Origin of the sequence: Methylobacter sp., assembly GCF_030680395.1 — a bacterium.
GTDB lineage: Bacteria > Pseudomonadota > Gammaproteobacteria > Methylococcales > Methylomonadaceae > Methylobacter_A.
This window is the reverse complement of the sequence record NZ_JAUXVR010000006.1, coordinates 1-17,927: the sequence shown is the minus strand read 5'-3', so window position 1 is coordinate 17,927 and position 17,927 is coordinate 1. Positions and strand designations below refer to the sequence as shown.

Genomic DNA, 17,927 nt, shown 5'->3' with positions numbered 1-17,927 from the left:
ATCACCTTTATATAAAAGAACCTCATATGGCCGGAACCAGCCTTTTAGTTTTGCTTGATGATATTGCTTCAGTCCTGGATGACGTAGCCTTGATGGCCAAGATTGCGGCGAAGAAAACCACCGGCGTTTTAGGTGATGATTTGGCACTGAATGCCGAGCAGGTGTCCGGTGTTCGCGCGGATCGAGAGCTGCCGGTGGTGTGGGCGGTAGCGAAAGGCTCGCTGAAAAACAAGCTGATTTTAGTGCCGACGGCGTTGGCGATCAGCTGGATTGCGCCCTGGTTGATCATGCCGTTGCTGATGCTGGGCGGTGTTTATTTGTGTTTTGAGGGCTTTGAAAAGCTGGCGCATCCGTTGCTGCACTCTCATGCAGAAGATGAAGTCCATCAGGCCGAGCTGGCGGCGGTAGTAGCCGATCCTGAAATTGATCTGGTTACGTTTGAGCAGAACAAGATCAAAGGAGCCGTTCGTACCGACTTTGTGCTGTCCGCAGAAATTATCGTCATTACGTTGGGCGCTGTGACAGCTGCGGCTTTTCCGATCAAGGTGGCCGTAGTTTCCGGCATTGCGCTGATTATGACGATAGGCGTATACGGTCTGGTGGCAGTCATTGTAAAGCTGGATGATGCGGGACTTTACCTGTGCCAAAAGCCGGGTGTCGATTTATGGACGAAAATACAGCATAAAGCCGGCCGAGTCTGTTTGCAGGGCGCACCTTACCTGATGAAGCTGCTGGCGATAGTCGGCACTGCGGCGATGTTTATGGTGGGCGGCGGGATTATTACTCACGGCATTCCCGTAGCGCACCACTTTATCGAGTCTCTTGCGCAAAGCACCAATGCCGTATCCGGCATCGGCGGCATCTTGGAAACGCTGACTTTTTCGCTGCTCAATGCCTTCGCAGGCATCGTTTCAGGTGCGCTTGCGTTGGCCGGAGTGACGATAGCGGAACGTGTTTATACTCGAGTTAAGCGTTAAAATTTCAAGTAGGACGGGTACGACTGGTTTCGGCTATGGCCTCTACCCATCCTGCCGTTCCCTAGACTCAAGCTTCCTGCTTCGGAACCGGCAAAAACAGTTTACAATATCACTGTATATTTATTCCCCGTTGTACTATTTAATCTATGAAAATCATTAATTTCCCTGTCGCTCAACCAAAAATACTCCCTTTTCTGTTTTTGTTGCTTATTATCACCTTGGACTCAACCGGAGCGTGGGCCAAAAGCACTACGCCGGATGTCGGGCAAAAAAACGCAATGTTTGACATCAATAAAGACATGCTAAAGGCCAAAATCGAGGCTATCAATAGCCGGGAAGGTATCGATGAGGCGACAAAATCCAAATTGCTGTCTATTTATCAGGGGGCGGAAGATAATTTGGCCAATGTCGAAAAGTTTAAAGCGCATACCGTCGATTTTAAGGCGGCTACCAAGCAAGCGCCGGAGCAAACCAAAAAGCTGCAAAAGGAACTTGAGCAGACCTTGCTGAAAATATCCAAGCAAAAACTGGAGGACTTTAGCCGGATACCGGTCGAGGAGCTTGAGCAGCGGCTTATTCTTGAAAAAGGGAAGATCAGTAATCTTGATGAGCAGATAAAAAAGCTTGAAACTGAGCTGGCTGTGCAAAATACTCGTCCACAGCTGATCCGCGAAGAAACGGTAGCGGCACAGCAAGATATGGAAGCGGCACAGAAAAAGTTGCAAGTCCCGAGCGGTAAGGCGGATACAAAATTGGAAGCCGAAGCCAGGCAAGTGCAGCTGAAAACACTGATTGATTCGCGTACTGCCGAGCTAAAAATGCTCGATGTTGAAGCGATCAGTAATCCGGCCAGAGTGGAATTGCTTAAAACTCAGTTTCAGTTACTGGATGTACAAAAGTCGGCATTGAATCCGGTTGTTGCGGCAATCGAAAGTCTTACTTTCGATCTGCGGCAGCAAGAAGCGAAGCAAATGCAGGATGCACTCAGTCTGGCGGAAAAAGCGGTTTCCGGCAAGCATCCCCTTATTCAGGAAAGTACGCGGGAGAATATTCAATACAGCCGCGATTTGCAGGACATTACAGCCGCAATTGAACACTACACTGAACAAAAAACCAAGGTTGAGGCTCAGGCCGGTGAAATTGAAATCGATTTTAAAAGCGCCGAAAAGAAAATCAGTCTGGCAGGTTTAAGTCCGGCACTGGGCAAAATCCTGCGTGAGCAGCGGCGTAATTTATCGGTTCAGGATGAGTTTAAGCAACAGTCCGAGACCATTCAGAACGAAACCGCCATAACCAGTCTTGCGCAATTCAAGGTTGAAGACAAGCTGAAACGGCTGATTGATGTTGACGCCGAACTGAACGACATGATGAAACAGCAGGTCGATCCAGCCTTGCCTGCGGATCAGCGCATGATGATACAGGCTGAGTTGCGGGTATTACTGAATAATCAGAAAGAACTGCTCAACAAGCTGTCCGTTGCCTATACAACGTATCTGCGCATGCTGGGCGACTTTGATTTCGCCAGACAACAGATGAGCGCTCAGGCCGGTAAATTTGCCATTTATTTGGATGAGCGTTTGCTGTGGGTGCCCAGTTCCGAGCCGATTAACTTGGGTTATATAGCCGATTTGTATCACTCCGCACAATGGCTGCTGTCGCCGTTTAACTGGATGGCAGTGATTAAAGATACTGTTAAGCTAACCCTGCATCAGCTCTTTTTGACCTTTCTTGCGATACTGTGTTTAGTCGGCTTGCAGTTGAGCAGAAATTGGGCAAAGATTCAGTTAACGGCTATCTCGGACAAAACGGATAGTTTTTATTACACCTTAAGAGCTCTGGGCTACAACTTAATACTGGTATTGCCGCTGCCACTAATTTTCTATTACTTGGGCTGGTTTTTGAGCAGCAGTATCCAGGTTGCCGACTTCACTAAAGCGGTTGGCGAGGGCTTGCAAGGCATTGCACTGCCTTTGTTTTTACTGCAATTTTTTTACCGTTTGTTTGCAGCCGAGGGTATCGCGCGTAAACATTTTCAATGGCAAAAAAGCACAGTCAGCCTTTTACGCACACAGGTTGCCTGGATACGTTTTATTGTGGTGCCGGGGGTGTTTATTATCAGCAGCACCAGTGCATCAAAATTTTCGGCACACAGTGACAGTATCGGCCGCCTTGCGTTGATTATCATCATGATTGTGATGGCTGTGTTTGCGGGCCGGGTCTTGAAACCTTCTACCGGCTTGTTATACGGCTATATCAATAAAAACCCTGATGGGTGGATAACCAGGCTGCGCTATGTCTGGTATGCGGCAGCCATTTGCATACCGTTGGTTATCATCGGTTTTGCTGTCGCAGGCTACTATTTGAGCGCATTGGAGTTGCAGCAAAAGCTGATTATTACCCTGCGGCTGATTTTTTTGACCATTATCATTCATGCGCTGGTGTTTCGTTGGTTAACACTGGTTAACCGACAATTGGCCATCACAAATGCCAGACAAAAACGCAAAGCTGCGGCGGTTACCGAAAAGCATTTGGCAGGATCGGAAGATCCGATACTGCCGGTTGATGAGCAGCAAATCGATATTCCTAAAATAAACGCCCAAACCATAAAGCTGCTTAATGTCTTTATCGGTTTTACGCTGGTGATCGGTTTCTGGATGATCTGGAAAAATATCTTGCCGGCCTTTTCATTTCTGGACCGTATTGTGCTTTGGCAGCATTTGGTCAATATCGATCATCAGGAAAGCTACCAACCGATAACCATGACTAATCTCTTTCTGGCCGGGTTATATGTTTTTATTGCGGTGGTCGCGGTACGAAATTTTTCCGGCGTGATGGAGTTGCTGGTTTTTAGACGTTTGCCGATAGAGGCGGGCGGTCGTTATGCCGTTAATCAGCTGGCCAAATACGTTTTATTTTCGATAGGCTTTATCAGCATCGCAAACGAGCTGGGCGGCAGCTGGTCGCAGGTGCAGTGGCTGGTTGCAGCACTCAGCGTCGGCTTGGGTTTCGGTTTGCAGGAAATCTTCGCCAATATGGTGTCGGGTATTATCCTGTTGTTTGAACGCCCGATTCGGGTCGGCGATACCGTCACCATCGGTACGGTCACCGGTAAAGTCAGCCGTATCCAGATGCGTGCCACCACGCTGATAGACATGGATCAGAAAGACCTGATTGTGCCGAACAAAACCTTTATTACCAGTCAGCTTATCAACTGGACTTTAAGCGATCCAATAACCCGTGTGGTGATTCCTGTGGGTATCGCTTACGGTTCCGATATTGAATTGGCGCACAAGATTATGATCGATACGGTAAGGTCGACGCCGATGGTACTTGCAGAGCCTGAGCCGAGCGTATTGCTGGTCGGCTTTGGCGATAGCTCGCTGAATTTTTCCATCCGTATTTTTGTCAGTGAATTATCAAATCGTCTGCCGGTTGCGCATGATTTGCATATTCGGCTTGAAAAAGCCCTGCGTGAGCATAAGATAGAAATTCCTTTTCCGCAGAGGGACATTCATGTTCGTTCTATCGTACATGAACACGACGAGATAAATGATGAGGTGCAGCGAATTACCGGTGAGTAAAAAACCATCCCGACCGGGTTGGGGATAATACATTTGTAATGTTGCTTATGGTGCTATGATTCGATTACAGAATTTGTTTTTAATATTCATCACACTTAAAAAAACCAATGAATTTAAATCTGGAAAAAATAAATGGCTGCACCGTCCTTTTTATCAAGGAAGCAAGGATAGATGCGCATAATTCAGGAGAATTAAAGGAAGCTGTTTTGCACCTGATAGAGCAGGGTGAAGTCAATATTATTGTCCAGCTCGAACATGTGCGTTTTATTGATAGCTCCGGTTTAGGCGCTTTGCTGTCCGGTTATAAAAATGCAGCGGCCAAGTCAGGCAAACTGGCTTTAGCCAACATGCAGCAACAGGTGTTATCAATGTTTGAGTTAACCCGATTAAACAGGGTTTTTGATATTTATGCTGATTTAAATGAGGCTTTTGACAGCGAAGCCTAGAGGTTTTATATGTGTAATTCGATTATTCAGGTAGAGGTAATCATTCCGACACAGACCAAATATCTGGATTTGATCGGAAGTATCGGCGAGCATATAGCAAAAGAACTGGATAAATTTTCCGGTGATCGGGAGGCGTTGGCTTATCATTTAAATCTGGTATTAACGGAAGCGACCATTAATGCCATCAAACACGGAACACTGGCGAACCCGGATGATACCGTCAGAATCACCATCCATATCCAGGAAAACGAACTGAACATCAAGGTCTATGATCACGGGCAGGGCTTCGATCTGGAGTCTGTGCCGCTACCGGATTTCGATCACCCCAAAGAAGGCGGCATGGGTATATTTTTTATCCGTACCTTGATGGATTCGGTGACCTATACCCGGCAGGGTGATTGTAATGTTTTGGAAATCATAAAATACTTGAGCTGATACAATTCCGCTGACAAATAAGCCTTGCAGCGCAGGCTGTACGTATTTCAGAAGGCTAAATAAGTTTAGTCCGCGTCATTCGTCGACTGCATGGAGCCGTTGCCGAGTGCTGTTTTTCTAACTGCCGAACAGTTACAGGGGATAAGTAATTGAACAGACTCACCAAATCCTGGCCGATTGCCTTGCGGCATATAGCTGAAAGAGCTTTGGGCAAACAAGCCGGGCATCAATTATGGCAAAAATATCAGTCAGCATTTTCGGCTGAATATCGGGCGCTGGTTTCGCCGCGTTATGCGTTAAAAGATATACTGCACCTTGAGCGCATTTTGGCCTCAAACAACCAGCGCATCAGCCTGCTTAACCCCAGCAAAAGAGTCAGTCACTACCGGCTGCATTTTTACAGCCGACAACCGCGTTATCTGGACGAATATATTCCGGTTCTCGAAAATATGCATTTAAGAGTCATGGATCAGGTGCAATTTTCGATTACTGTGGATGACGTTACCCTGTTTATTAAAAGTTTCACCATTAAGGCAAAAAGCCAGTGCGCGCCTTTCGTCAAGTTAAGAAGCCGGATGCTGGAAACCATTCAAGTAATAATGGATGGGGTTATTGAAAATGATGCGCTCAACAAACTGTGTATTCTGACTGGAATGGACTGGCAGGAAATCGATGCGCTCAGGGCTTACCGGAACTATTATTTGCAACTGGGGCATCAAACCACTCGAGCCAGCATTCATCGCGCCTTGATTAACAACCCGCAGGTTGCGCTGGGTTTGTTTGATTATTTTGAAGTGCGCTTTAGACCGAACCCTGATTGGGACGATCCTGTAATCAGGGAAGAACAGGCTTCATTCCCGTTGCGTTTGCAATTACTGGAGAACATCGCCTCGGTTTCCGATATTAATGACGACCGGATTTTGCGTACCTTATTTAACCTGATCGATGCGACGATGCGCTGTAATTTTGAGCTGCGTCGCGGCTTGGATGATTATTTCATCGCTTTTAAAATTAACAGCCTGGGCATTATTGATATGCCTGCGCCCAAGCCGCAAAACGAGATTTACGTCCATGCAGTGGATATGGAAGGCATCCATTTACGTAGCGGCAAGATTTCCCGTGGCGGTATCCGCTGGTCGGATCGTCCCGATGATTTCAGAACCGAAATCCTGGGGCTGATGCAAACCCAGATCAGCAAAAACGCCCTGATTATCCCGACAGGAGCCAAGGGCGGATTTGTCGTTAAAAAGAACGGTCCAAAATCCTCCAGCCTGGTGATGAAAGAAGCAGGGAAAAAAGCCTATCTCACCCTGATACGCGGCTTGCTTGATTTAACCGACAATTATATCGACGGCAACATCGTCAAGCCGCAGAACATCGTCTGCTACGATGACCCCGATCCGTATCTGGTGGTGGCAGCCGATAAAGGCACGGCTCAGTTCTCGGATATTGCCAACGCCGTTTCGACAGAATACCAATTCTGGCTGGGCGATGCCTTTGCCAGCGGCGGCTCCCGCGGTTATGATCACAAAGCGCTGGGTATTACGGCTCGCGGTGCCTGGGAATGTATAAAACGCCATTTTCGTGAATTAGGCAAAGACATACAAAGCGAAGCCTTTAGCGTAGTCGGCATCGGCAGCATGGATGGCGATGTGTTTGGCAACGGCATGCTGTTGTCGCCGTGTATCCGGCTGCTGGCGGCTTTTAGCGGCCAACATATATTTATCGATCCGAATCCGTCCGAAAGCGAAGCGGTATTTAATGAGCGCAAGCGTTTGTTTGAGTTGCCGGGTTCCAGTTGGGATGATTATGACCGGACGCTCATTTCAGAAGGCGGCGGCGTTTATTTAAGGTCGGCCAAAGATATTCCGGTTTCCGCCGAGTTGAGGAAATGGTTAGGCGTGCGTTACAAATCGCTGGATGGCGAATCCCTGATCCGTTACTTGCTGAGGGCTCCCGTGGAATTATTATGGTTGGGCGGTATCGGCACTTACGTAAAAGCAAGCACAGAAAAACATGAAGATGTCGGCGACCGGGCTAATGATAACGTGCGGGTGGATGCGGCCGATCTGGGCGCCGGCGTTGTCGGCGAAGGCGCTAACCTGGGCTTTACCCAAAAAGCGCGGATTGAATACAGTTTGCGGGGAGGGCACATTAACACCGATGCGGTCGATAACTCGGCAGGCGTTGATACTTCCGATCATGAAGTGAATTTAAAAATTTTCCTGGTCGGTCTGCAAAAGAAAAACCTGATTGATGATTATCAACCGTTATTTATCAGCATGACTCAGGATGTTTGCCAGTTGGTGCTGGCCGATAATATCGCCCAAAGCCTGTGTTTATCTTTGGAACAACTGCGCTGCGCTGAGAGTTCAGTGTTTTTTTTGCAGTTGGCCGAAAGTTTGGAAACCGCCGGTTTTTTCGATAGAGCCGTTGAATGCTTTCCGCAAACCAAAGATGTCATGTCCCGGCCCGGACAGGTCATTACCCGGCCTGAGCTTGCGGTATTGATGGCCGCCGGCAAAATGTACCTGACCCAATTAATACAGGATCAATCCGCCTTGCTGCAGGAAGAGTGTTGCAGCTGCTATTTGAACGCCTATTTTCCCGGGCAGATCAGCAAACAGTATGCAGGCTACCTGTCCGGCCACCCCTTGGCCCATGAAATCAAAGCCACCCTGATCAGCAATAAAATCATCAATCAGGCCGGGTGCGGTTTTTTAAGCCTGGATGCCGACAGCGAAAACATGCTGGATCATGTTACCTGTTATCTGACTTTCGACCGGGTTTTAAATGGCGATGCTTTGCGGCAGGCAATTAGTGCGCTGGACAATAAAATAGCGGCCGATAAGCAATACCGGTTATTGATGCAACTGGAAAATACCCTGACCGGTTTTTGTCATTGGGCCTTAATGCAGGGAAGAAAAATCCGGCCGAATGCACAGACCGTTGTCTGTTATAGCCGTCATTTAAAGGACTACGAGCACTATTTTAAAAGCGACTACGCCGAGTTTGGCGAGCAGTTGGAGCAATATCGGCAAGACGGCATTCCCGAGCAACTGGCGCTCAGCATGGTGTTTATATCCAGCCTCAATGATTTTCCACTGATCGTTTCATTGGCAGCCGAAACCGAGCGGAATTTTGTCGCCACACTGAAACTGTTCAATGAAATCAACAGTTATCTGGGGTTGTATGAGGTCAATGAGCAGTTGGCGAAAATGCCCATGCACGATTACTGGGAGCGAAAAGTGCTGAATGAATTGCAAGAGGATATGAAACGGGTGATCGGCCAAGTCATTAAAAACATCCTTGCAAGCAAGACTGAAACGTGTGCCGATTACTTTGAGCAGCCGGATCAAAAACATAAAATCAACCGATACCGGCGCATTTATCAAGAAATTAACAGCACAGTGCCGGTTAACCTGTTTCCCTATATTGCGTTGACCAGGGAGCTGGAGCATTTGGTTGACGATCGCTTGTAATGAGAGGAACAGTATTGGCGGCTCGCTGCACCGCATAGGAACGTGCACAAAATGGTAGTGGGTGAAATACCATCCGTGCGTAACATCAGTGATTACTATAAGTGCTGGTGATGGATATTGATATTGATGTGCTGAATTCTGTGAAACATGTCTTGCGCATGAGGCGGCAGATAAGCAAAAGCCGGTGAAAACCTGTAATTGGGCAGCAATCCGGAATGACAGGGTTTGATCAAACTATTTTCAACACCTTGGCTCCGCGAATCTTTCCTGTCTTCAGCTCAAGCAAGGCCTCATTTGCCTGTTCCAATGCAAAGACCTGAATCTCGGGCTGGAGATTCATTTCCGCCGCCAAGCCCAAAAACACCTTTACATCGTTTCGGGTGATATTGGCGACGCTCTTGAGTTCTTTTTCCTGCCAAAAGTGCAGAGGATAATCCAGGTTCAGCAGGCAACGCTTGTCGCCTTCCTTGCGAATTGCGTTAATCACCAGCCTGCCGCCGGATTCCAGGTTTGCCAAGGCTTCAACAACAGGTTCCCATACCGGAGTGGTATCGATGATGCGGTCCAGTTTATGGGGCGCTCGTTCGATAGTATCTCCTGTCCATATTGCGCCCAGTTCTTCGGCAAACGCTCTTTCTTTGGCGCTTCGGGCAAAAACATAAATTTCGCAATCCGGATATTGATATTGCGCCATCTTCAGCACCAGGTGCGCCGAGGCGCCAAAGCCGGTCAGTCCCAGCCGTTGGCCGTTCTTTAGGCCGCTCAAGCGTAATGAGCGGTAGCCGATGGCGCCGGCGCAAAGCAAAGGAGCGGCTTGCAGGTCGGAAAAATTTTCCGGAATCGCATAGGTGAAAGCTTCCGCAACAGTCATATATTGGGCATAGCCGCCATTGGCGTCGCGACCGGTTGCCGCGAAATGCGGGCACAGGTTTTCGTGGTCTGCCAGACAAAATTTACATGTGCCGCAAGCAGAGAAAATCCATGCAACGCCCACTCTGTTACCCAACTTAACGGTGCTGACCTTGCTGCCGAGGGCTTCAACCCGGCCTACCACTTGGTGCCCGGGAATGATCGGTAAGTGCGGCGGCGGAGTGCGCCCTTCAATTTCGTCCAATTCGGTATGGCAAATTCCGCAGGCTAAAACTTTCAGCAGGACTTCATGTTCACCGGGAATCGGAATCGGCAGATCCATCAATTTCAGCGGCAAGGAATGTTCTTTAAGGTTACAGAGCGCTTTCAATACCATGGCTTTCATTAATTTCGCTCCATATGTACAGCTTAAGCGGAAAAATTCATATATCTAATCAATAGCATGTAACCGGGTTGATGTATCTGCGCGGTTTTTGTATTTATGGGCTTTCGTTATTTTCTCAAAAGATAATCAGTCGGCCGTCTCGAACGATTGATGTTGCAACCTCGCTTAATTTTGATTTTGCTACGGCTTTTGACGCAAAGCTATAAGTAATGTCACTAATTGAAAGCGCCCCGGACTCGTGTTTGAATTATAGTTCGTGTTGCTGGAGATACAGCGTTTCCAAATTCAGTTAATGACTAAAACAGCGACGATGCTTATTGAAACTATGGCGCGACAGGAACGGAAGCTTCGCCTGCAAGCGCAAGCAAAGCTTGCACTCCCGCTGAAAACTTACGCCGCGAGTTGTTCAAATTGTTTCATGTTCATTCCTAATTTAAGTTAAAAACGCTGTAACCAATCCATGCCGTGAATTGTTATAGAGCATTCCCACGAAGACCGTAACAACGTAACAGACACCGGGGGGCACAATTGATGAGCGGTCTGCAACGCATGTTGGAGGATATTGAAATGGAAGTTAACCAGACCCGTCATCTGATCGGTAAGGATGCATTGGACGACAGGGTCATGACGGCCATAAAACAGGTGCCTCGACATAAGTTTTTGCCTGCGGATTTTCGCTTTTTTGCCTATGATAACGGCCCGGCACCCATCGGCTCGGGACAGACCATTTCCCAGCCGTATATTGTCGCCCTGATGACCGACTTGTTGAATACCAAGCCTACCGATACTATCCTGGAAATAGGCACCGGTTCCGGCTATCAGGCGGCTATCCTTTCGAGACTGGTTAAACAGGTTTATTCGCTCGAAGTCATAGCAGAGCTGTCCGTCAACGCGCGCCGCCAACTCAAAAAAATGGGCTATAACAATGTAACGGTTAAAACCGGCGACGGCCGCTTGGGTTGGCCGGAACATGCACCCTTTGACGGCATCATAGTCACCGCCGCTACCCTTCATATTCCCCGGCCCCTTATTGATCAATTGCGCACCGGCGCTCGCTTGGTTATTCCGGTCGGTTTGCCTTACAACTATCAGGAATTGATGGTTATAGAAAAAAAGGCCAACGGTAAAATCGAGCCCCGTAGTATTTTGGGCGTCAATTTTGTACCGCTTATCGATGGTTGCGATGCGGAAACAACCGGCAAAGACTCCGAGTCAGGTGATCTGTATTATGAATAACGATCATGACATAAAAAATTTCTCGCTGGCTGATCAAGGGCGTGAACGTATTGAATGGGCGCTGACTGAAATGCCGGTACTGAGCGCCATCCATGATCGTTTTGCCGAACAGCGGCCATTGGCGGGCGTCCGGATCAGCGCTTGCCTGCATATCACTACCGAAACCGCCAACCTGGCCCGCACCCTTAAAGCGGGCGGCGCGGAGCTGGTCTTATGCGCCAGTAATCCGCTCAGCACTCAGGATGATGTCGCTGCCGCACTGGTGCAGCATTACCGGATTCCCACCTTTGCTATTAAAGGAGAAGACGGCAGCACTTATTACCGGCATATAGCCAAAGCGCTGGAGCACAGGCCTCAGTTGACTATGGATGACGGTGCCGATCTGGTCAGCGAGCTGCACAAAAACCGTAGCGATTTGTTGGCCGGGGTTATCGGCGGCACCGAAGAAACCACCACCGGCGTGATTCGCCTGCGCGCCATGGCGGTAGATGGCGCACTCAAATTTCCGGTAATCGCGGTCAACGATGCGATGACCAAACACCTGTTCGATAACCGTTACGGGACCGGCCAAAGCACGCTGGACGGCATTATTCGCGCCACCAATATATTGCTGGCCGGTAAGACCTTTACGGTTGCAGGCTACGGCTGGTGCGGTCGCGGTATCGCCATGCGCGCCAAAGGCCACGGCGCGCAGGTCATTATTACCGAAGTCGATCCGCTTAGGGCGCTGGAAGCCGCGATGGATGGCTTTCGCGTCATGCCCATGCTGGAGGCCGCCGCCTGTTCGGATTTTATTATTACCGCGACCGGTGACAAGCATGTGCTGGATCAAGCCCATTTTGAGGTCATCAAAGACGGCTGCGTGATCGCCAATTCAGGACATTTCAATGTTGAAATCAACATCCCGGCGTTGGAAAATATGGCGGTAACAAAACACCGTCCGCGGACCGGCGTTGAAGCCTATCAGCTTAAAGACGGGCGCACTGTAAGGCTGTTGGCCGAAGGACGGCTGGTCAACCTGGCTGCCGCAGAAGGTCATCCGGCAACGGTTATGGATATGAGTTTTGCCAATCAGGCCTTGAGCATTGCCTATTTATGGGAGCAAGGAGCTGATCTTGAAAATAGGGTGTACCCGGTGCCGACCGATATTGATCAACAGATCGCTGTGATGAAACTGGCGGCGATGCATCTTGGTATTGATAGCTTAAGCCCGGAACAGCAGGCGTATCTGTCATCATGGAAAGAAGGCACATGAACCTCTTGTCGCCCTATAAAACGGGCAGGAGCAATAGATATGTCGTCAAATCTTAATATTCTGAAATGGCTATTCGCGCTGGTGCTTATTTTTGGCGGGTTTACCGTTTACAAGATTTTTGCCGTACTGGCAGTTGATCTTGGCGATAAAGAATATGTCTGGCTGGTAAAGATTATCTCCGAGTTCGGCTTGTTCACATCGGTGGTGATTTCAGTGGGTTTTTTTCATCACTGGATAATTGCTACCGAAGAGCGCAAAGAAACCGAGAAGATATTTCAGAGCGTACTGACCAAGTATATCGATGGGACAGTTATCAATGCCAAGAAGCGGGGGTTTTTAGGAATAACCGAGAAAGAATTGGATTTTTCAGAAATCATGCACAGCCTGTATCCCGGCGATTATGTTTACTGGTTAATTACCTTTGATCCTCGTTATAGGCATTATTGCCGGGAATTTGAAGTTGCCATTAAAAAAGGCGTTCATTTCAGGATGCTTGTTTTGAAGGACGGTCCGACTTCAGAGCACTATGCGCAGGAAATAATCGGCTTTGGCGCGGAGGAATTCAGGCAATATAACCGCTTGTTTTTGTCCTTGCTCGAAGATATAGCAGGGCGGATCGATGAAAAGGATGGCGGAACGCTGGGCATATTTGCTTACGATTACGATAACTTACCCAGTACGCCTTTGTTTATGGTTCTTCGCAAAAAGTTAAAAGTCCTGGAAATATTCAACAGTTTTTACCTGGCCGAGCCGATAGGAAGAATGCCTTATTTGCATTGGCAGACGGAACTGAAAAATGACAGCTGTTACTTTTTTGAATCGGAACAGTGGAGCATGCCGGATCTTTTTTTAGACTATTTTCAACGGCGCTGGATGCTGGAAAGACATAAATTAACCCTGATCGATAAAGAAAAAGCCCCTTGCAACGATTTTATCTATGCGCCCGCTTCGGCTAGGAAAAAATGTTTCAGCCTCCATGGCGAATCGGATACGGCAGGGACTCCCGAAAGCATATGATCTTGACTGAAAAATCAAAAGCACTGTTTTGGACGGATTTGATATTGATGCGCCCTTCGACAAGCTCACAGGACAGGCGGCATGGGATCAGCACATTTTCCCTGCCCTCTCATTATTTAATCTGGAGAATAACCATGACTGAAACAAACCAACAACAAGACGTTAAAGATGCAGTCCGGGCAGCGGTTGAATCGGGAGCCGATGTTCATCAGCAAGTTAAGGATATAACATTAAAAGCACTGACCAAAGGGCAGCTGGATATAAAAAATATCAAGAACGTTGCTGAAGCAGTCGCTAAAGGTATTGATGAGGGTATAGCCGGTCAGGATGAGCATGCTAAAGGGACTTTTACGCATGCGGTCACGGCATTGGATGATGCGTTGGCGATTGCGACAGAAGCATCGACGCTGGCTATTCAAGAGGCGGCTTCCAAAGTCACTTCCCAACATGATTTTAACGATGCAATTAAAGACATACAGAGCATGGAAAGATTGTTTATCGATACCTTGGAGAAAGTCGCCAAAGGCAGCACTCAGGTGACTGCCGACATCGTTAATGATTTTATTGCTCATGCGCACAAAAGCGGAACGGCAGTCGGCAAGCAAACATTAACCGCCCTGAAAGCGATTAAAGGCTTGCCGAACGTAAATACGGGCGTGATTATATCAAGTACGGCTGCGACAGCTTCCGCTTTGGCGAAAATAGGCAGCGGTATTTTATTGGGCATTGCAGAAAGCCTGCAGCCGACTCATTCCAAAAAATAAAATTCAGCAGTACAACATGTTTTGGGAGATGTTAAACGCAGTCAAGGATTTGGGCAGGGCTCATGATATTGCATCGGTATTAATCCGTTATGGATTCGGCGGCTTTGTGCGCGGTTTGGGGATGGGCAAGGCAATAGAACGCGCCGGCAAAGTGCTGCATTGGCAGCAGATGGAAGACACTGTAAAACTCGACGCGCCGCAACGCATACGCCATGTCCTGGAAGAGTTGGGGCCTACTTTCATTAAATTGGGACAAATCCTTGCGACACGCGTCGATTTATTCTCTCCAGCTTATATAGCCGAGTTTGAAAAGCTTCAGGATCAGGTGCCTCCGATGCCTTTTGAGGAACTGCTACCCCAGCTTGAAGAAGATCTTGGCGGCAGTATTGATGAATTTTTTTCAGAAGTCGAAAGAGAGTCCCTTGCCGCCGCTTCAATTGCCCAGGTTCATAAAGCCGTACTCAAGGATGGAACGCCGGTTATTTTAAAAATTCGCAGACCCGGCTTGCGTAAACTTATTGAAGCCGATTTGCGCCTTTTACAGCGTATTGTTGATATTGCCGAATCCGAATCGCCGGAGATTCGTCGATTTCATCCGAAAGAAGTCCTGCGTCAGTTTAACCAATCATTACGCCGGGAACTCGATCTGGCCGCCGAGTGTAGAAACGCAGAACGGATAGCCGCCAATTTAGCCGATGACCTTAATATCAGGATTCCTGCCATATATTGGGAATGGACCTGCGAAAGACTCAATGTGCAGGAATACATTCAAGGCATTCAAGGCAGGGATCTTGCGGCTGTGGACCAAGCGGGACTGGATAGAAAACTGCTGGCCGATCGAGGCACCGGGGCGGTCATGAAGATGATTATGGAAGACGGCTTTTTTCATGCCGACCCGCATGCCGGCAATGTGTTTTATCTGGAAGATAATAAATTGGCATTTATCGATTTCGGTATGATTGGCCGTTTAACTGAAGAGCGCAGGGGGCAGGTTGTCAGCCTTTTGTACGGCATGACCAATCATCTGCCCATTAAAGTAGCCGAGATACTCGAAGACTGGTCGGACAATATTTATACCGATGAACAAGTGCTGATCATTGATATAGAAGCTTTTGTCGATCAATACAGCTCGCTGGCGCTAAAGGATTTAAGCCTGACCGACATGATGAGCGATCTGATGACTATCTTAAGAGATCATAAACTGATCTTGCCTGCCGATCTTACCTTGTTGGTCAAAACTTATATCACGATGGACGGTCTCGGCAGACACCTTAACCCGGAATTTAATACACTGGTTTTTGCCGCGCCCTATATCCAAAAAGTCATGGCGGAACGTTACCGACCGGAAGCTATGGCCCAGCGTGGATGGCGCAACCTGCTCAGCGTTGCCGATCTTTTATCGAATTTGCCTAAAGACCTGCGTAAACTGTTGCGCGCATCAAGGAAAGGAGCCTTTCAGATTGACATTACCATCAGGCGTCTGGGTCAGTATGTTAATCATATTGATAATGCCATTAGCCGGTTAACCATGGGCATCGTGACCGCTGCGCTCATTATCGGTTCTTCCATTATCATGACGGTAAAAGGCGGGCCGGAATTGTTCGGCTTACCGGCATTCGGGTTTCTGGGATACACCTTTGCGACTATGGGGGGGATCTGGTTATTGCTGTCCATTTGGAAAAGCGGGCAATAATTATTATGGGTTAAAAACGGCCTTTCGAGCATAATCAAGGAGTTTGTTTTGGAGGTGTATTTTCATGGTGCATAAAAAGGTTGCTATCGATAATTGAATATCTATAGTATCTTGCCTAACGGATCTCAGGAGTTGCAATATACACCTGTGGTTGAAATTTAATATACACCTACTTAGGTGTCTACTTAATGTTATATGTATTTAGTGAAATCATGAAGATTACTGGATATAAGAAAAAAGATACTGAACTAGAGGGCCTAATGGAGATGGAATCTATTGCTATTGCAGCCTCCGCAGAGACAATTAGAGAACTAGCTAAATTCTTAAATCATGCAGCAGACGTAATGGATGAAATGGGTACTGATTACGATCACCTTCATTTGATGGACGAGTGGGATAATTGGAAAGAAGGCCTGCCCGACTTACAGATTATCAGTGAAAAATACATATAACATGGCGCTCAACCGGAGCGCGGTTACAGTGCGGTTTTGTTTATTCAGCTTTCCGTGCCGCGCCCGGTTAGCTTTACGTTAGAACCCCTTATGGACCCTGTATCAGCATCAACATCATTTGCAACGATAGTCGGCCTCTTGTCTGATTTCGTTTCGCACAGGAAAAACAAGCAAAGCCTTGAAATAACAGACTTTGTGGAATGGTTGCGTGCGCATGGGCATAGCGAAATCATGCAGGCCATCGAAAGCAATCACGTAACCGCGATCAGTATCAAAGCAGTGCTTGCTGAAGGCCAGGAAACCTTGCTCGGCAGGCTGCAAAGCATTGAGCATAGTCTTGCCACGTTATGTGCAAAGCAAGGCCCGTTTGGCGATGTTGCAGAATCTCTATATCCGAAGATTCCTAAAAACCTGCTTGAGCACTTGCGCCCAGGTGTTCCTCGAGAGCGTGTTGCTGAAATTCTCGGGCAAGCGCATAAGGTTTGTGGGAGAACGTGGTGGTACTGCTGCCCGTCAGCTCTGGTTCAAATTGAGTTCTACGATGACGGAGGGGCAAGTTCTGTCGCAATCGCACTTACTATCGGCTCTCCGGATTCCGGTTTCATTCTGCCAATGCACTCCACCACGCTAGGAAAAATTACCCTTTCGGAGGTCATGGAAGATGAAGGCGAATTCAGATTCAGGTCTACTCTCCGAACGGAGGAGTTGCTCTTCCAGACTCGAATAGGTCCTCCTGGTGCGTGGAAGTACTACACGTTTGGTGTGCTTAGGCCTTTGGCTTCAGGCGCATTGGCCGAAGGTGAATTCGAATGGAATTACGAAAATCAGCGATTGCTTTCTAGCCCAGAAAGTGTGCGGATAAACTGGGTCGGTATCTCTGAATCTTCCGAGGAATTATGGTTTGACTGGTCTATTGCATTGCCGTAGCCGGGGGGGCTAACCATTCGCTGCAGGCGCGACGGCCCTGACGGAGAATCAATGGGGTCAGATTCTGAGGTATCCCCACGAAATATCGATATAAAACAATGTGCTATTTAGTATTTTTTATCCAATTAAAGCCTGAGTGTCGCTAAAATAAGATTTTCTCGCCAGAAAAAATGCGTTAGCAGGAAAATCTTATGTCGATCATCAACACATTACATGCTCTGTTAAAACAGTCACTCCCCAACCTTCATGCTGCGCGACTCAATGCGTTAATGATTGCGGTCGGAGCCGGCTTGACCGGCGCATCCGTGTCGATTACGACACTGGGTCGGGCGATTTCCGGGCCTACGTTTATCAAACATAAAATCAAGCGCTTGGATCGCTTAGTTGGGAATCGTCACCTAAAATCT

At 48.0% G+C, this 17,927-nt stretch carries 13 protein-coding genes and 1 pseudogene; 13 read left to right on the top strand and 1 reads right to left on the bottom strand.

Annotation, left to right across the window (positions count from 1 at the left end; genetic code table 11):
* Positions 1-26: 26 nt before the first annotated feature.
* From Q8L79_RS01425 to Q8L79_RS01405, 5 genes are all read left to right on the top strand, one after another.
* Positions 27-977 (top strand): DUF808 domain-containing protein, encoded by a 951-nt coding sequence (locus Q8L79_RS01425; protein ID WP_305267356.1) that lies wholly within the window; start codon positions 27-29, stop codon positions 975-977.
* A 146-nt stretch (positions 978-1,123) separates the two neighbouring features.
* Positions 1,124-4,558 (top strand): mechanosensitive ion channel domain-containing protein, encoded by a 3,435-nt coding sequence (locus Q8L79_RS01420; RefSeq protein ID WP_305267354.1) that lies wholly within the window; start codon positions 1,124-1,126, stop codon positions 4,556-4,558.
* Between the two features lie 107 nt (positions 4,559-4,665).
* The gene (locus Q8L79_RS01415; RefSeq protein WP_305267352.1) at positions 4,666-5,004 is read left to right on the top strand and encodes an STAS domain-containing protein; all 339 of its coding nucleotides are present in this window, start codon (positions 4,666-4,668) and stop codon (positions 5,002-5,004) included.
* A 9-nt stretch (positions 5,005-5,013) separates the two neighbouring features.
* Complete coding sequence (locus Q8L79_RS01410; protein WP_305267350.1) at positions 5,014-5,439, top strand: ATP-binding protein; 426 nt, start codon at positions 5,014-5,016, stop codon at positions 5,437-5,439.
* A 149-nt stretch (positions 5,440-5,588) separates the two neighbouring features.
* Positions 5,589-8,921, top strand: coding sequence for an NAD-glutamate dehydrogenase domain-containing protein (locus tag Q8L79_RS01405; protein ID WP_305267348.1), 3,333 nt, complete (start codon positions 5,589-5,591; stop codon positions 8,919-8,921).
* A gap of 229 nt (positions 8,922-9,150) precedes the next feature.
* Here Q8L79_RS01405 and Q8L79_RS01400 read toward each other — a convergent pair whose 3' ends face one another.
* The gene (locus Q8L79_RS01400; RefSeq protein ID WP_305267346.1) at positions 9,151-10,176 is read right to left on the bottom strand and encodes a zinc-dependent alcohol dehydrogenase family protein; all 1,026 of its coding nucleotides are present in this window, start codon (positions 10,174-10,176) and stop codon (positions 9,151-9,153) included.
* Positions 10,177-10,707: 531 nt separating this feature from the next.
* On the opposite strand from Q8L79_RS01400, the gene Q8L79_RS01395 reads away from it, so the two are divergent.
* The 8 genes and pseudogenes from Q8L79_RS01395 to Q8L79_RS01360 form a co-directional block, all read left to right on the top strand.
* The gene (locus Q8L79_RS01395; RefSeq protein WP_305267345.1) at positions 10,708-11,412 is read left to right on the top strand and encodes a protein-L-isoaspartate(D-aspartate) O-methyltransferase; all 705 of its coding nucleotides are present in this window, start codon (positions 10,708-10,710) and stop codon (positions 11,410-11,412) included.
* On the top strand, positions 11,405-12,667 hold the full coding sequence (gene ahcY / locus Q8L79_RS01390) for an adenosylhomocysteinase (protein ID WP_305267344.1): 1,263 nt from the start codon (positions 11,405-11,407) through the stop codon (positions 12,665-12,667). Before Q8L79_RS01395 ends, ahcY begins: the two co-directional genes overlap by 8 nt.
* 39 nt (positions 12,668-12,706) lie before the next feature.
* Positions 12,707-13,684, top strand: a complete 978-nt coding sequence (locus Q8L79_RS01385) for a hypothetical protein (protein WP_305267343.1) — start codon at positions 12,707-12,709, stop codon at positions 13,682-13,684.
* Positions 13,685-13,818: 134 nt separating this feature from the next.
* Positions 13,819-14,448, top strand: coding sequence for a DUF6781 family protein (locus tag Q8L79_RS01380; RefSeq protein WP_305267341.1), 630 nt, complete (start codon positions 13,819-13,821; stop codon positions 14,446-14,448).
* A gap of 16 nt (positions 14,449-14,464) precedes the next feature.
* The gene (locus Q8L79_RS01375) at positions 14,465-16,141 is read left to right on the top strand and encodes an AarF/ABC1/UbiB kinase family protein (protein ID WP_305267339.1); all 1,677 of its coding nucleotides are present in this window, start codon (positions 14,465-14,467) and stop codon (positions 16,139-16,141) included.
* Between the two features lie 188 nt (positions 16,142-16,329).
* The gene (locus Q8L79_RS01370; protein WP_305267336.1) at positions 16,330-16,593 is read left to right on the top strand and encodes a hypothetical protein; all 264 of its coding nucleotides are present in this window, start codon (positions 16,330-16,332) and stop codon (positions 16,591-16,593) included.
* Between the two features lie 90 nt (positions 16,594-16,683).
* Entirely contained in the window at positions 16,684-17,520 is an 837-nt protein-coding gene (locus Q8L79_RS01365; RefSeq protein WP_305267334.1) for a hypothetical protein, read from the top strand.
* 191 nt (positions 17,521-17,711) lie between these two features.
* A pseudogene (locus Q8L79_RS01360) lies at positions 17,712-17,927 on the top strand (IS4 family transposase); the annotation flags it as partial.